The organism is Microbacterium sp. P2_F9 (genome assembly GCF_056403635.1).
This window is the reverse complement of sequence record NZ_JBFUFC010000362.1, coordinates 1-1,811: the sequence shown is the minus strand read 5'-3', so window position 1 is coordinate 1,811 and position 1,811 is coordinate 1. Positions and strand designations below refer to the sequence as shown.

Genomic DNA, 1,811 nt, shown 5'->3' with positions numbered 1-1,811 from the left:
GGTCTGTTCAGAGATCGAGTGGGACAACCTCTACCCCGCCTTTGTCGATGCGCTCGTGGCGGGGTCCTTCCAATCGCCGGAGGATGACGCCGAGGGATAGGAACTCACCGCGCATCCACATGCGCGCAACGCCGCGCAAGCGGCCGGTCGCGAGCGGGGCGAGGGCGTTGATTCGGATCCCTTTGCGGGCATCCGGCCCGACGTCGGGTTGAGCTCGTTACGCGCTCCAATCGCCGCGACTGATTGAGTCAGCCATGATCTCTATGCTCGCCCAACACAACAGGAACCCTGTGGGCCGGGGAGAGCACATCGGAGAATCGCCTTGCTGATGAACGATCGTCCAGCGACTTTCGCCTCGCGACCGGGACCTGACGCGTGACCTGAGCGTCGGGTCGGCCGATAGGCTCTTGCCCGTGAATCCGACGCCCTCGCCGACCACACCTACTGCGGTGTCGGCCGGGCCTTGGGCTGACTTCGTGGCGTGGGCAGCGGGTGATCCAGGCGCTGTTGCCACATTCATCGCTGCCGTCCTTGCACTGCTGGGCGCAATCGTCGCCAGCATGGTTGCAGCACAGGGGAACGCGATCACACGCGCTCACGGCGCCCGCTCACACGGATTTGAGCGATATGGGAAAGCCGCTGAGTGGATCAGATCCGGCGATCCGGGTCTAGTTGTGGAGGGCGCGAGAATCTTGAACGGGTTGCTGACCTCAAACTGGCCGACTCGCGCGGATCGCCTGATGGCCGAATCGCTGATGAAGGACTACACCGACGGGACAATATCGGTAGGGGAGGTGACGAACGATGGCAAGCCAGACAGACGCGCTAAACGCAGTTCTCGAAGTACGCGCAAGAAACCTTGAGATGCTCGGTCGAGTCGACCAAGCGGCCGCGTTGCGTGCGCGTATCACCACACTTGACCCGTTTGGGGTTCAGGAAACGATAGGCGACCCAGCAGAAGCGGAGTCTGCGGTGGCACTTGGGCCTATCGTTGCCACAGGTACGGACGCGGCGGGGTCGACCACTGCTGCCGTCGTTCCATCGACCCGGGCACCCGGCCGGGGAAAGATCATCGCTTTCGATGAGGAGGCCCGCCGTGGCCTCGAGCGCGGCCTGAACATTCTGGCCGACGCAGTCAAGGTGACACTGGGCCCCCGCGGCCGCAACGTCGTGCTCGAGAAGAAGTGGGGCGCTCCCACGATCACGAACGACGGCGTTTCGATCGCCAAGGAGATCGAGCTCGACGACCCGTTCGAGAAGATCGGCGCGGAGCTCGTCAAGGAGGTCGCCAAGAAGACTGACGACGTCGTCGGCGATGGCACCACGACGGCTACCGTCCTGGCTCAGGCGCTCGTTCGCGAAGGCCTGCGCAACGTCGCAGCCGGAGCCGACCCCATCTCGCTCAAGAAGGGCATCGAGAAGGCTGTCAAGGCCATCAACGACCAGCTCCTCGAGGACGCCCGCGAGGTGACCTCGAGGGAGGAGATTGCCGCCACGGCGTTGGTGTCCTCCGGCGATAGCGAGATAGGCGACCTGATCGCCGAGGCGATCGACAAGGTCGGCAAGGAAGGCGCCATTGTTGTCGAGGTCGGGACGTTCTCCAGGACCCCGTCGGTGTCTCAGGTCTCTGGCATGCGTTTGGACAAGGGCTTCATCAACCCTTACTTCGTGACCGACCCGGAGCGCCAGGAAGCCGTCTTCGAGGACGCGTACATCCTGATCGCGAATCGGAAGATCTCGAACATCATGGACCTTCTGCCGATCGTCGACAAGGTGATCCAGGACGGCAAGGAGCTCGTCATCATCGCCGA

1 protein-coding gene is annotated in these 1,811 nt (G+C 63.3%); it reads left to right on the top strand.

The window, feature by feature from the left end:
• Positions 1-804: 804 nt before the first annotated feature.
• Positions 805-1,811, top strand: a 1,007-nt coding sequence (locus AC1DVT_RS19995; protein ID WP_477391111.1) for a TCP-1/cpn60 chaperonin family protein, incomplete at its 3' end; no start/stop codon positions are given.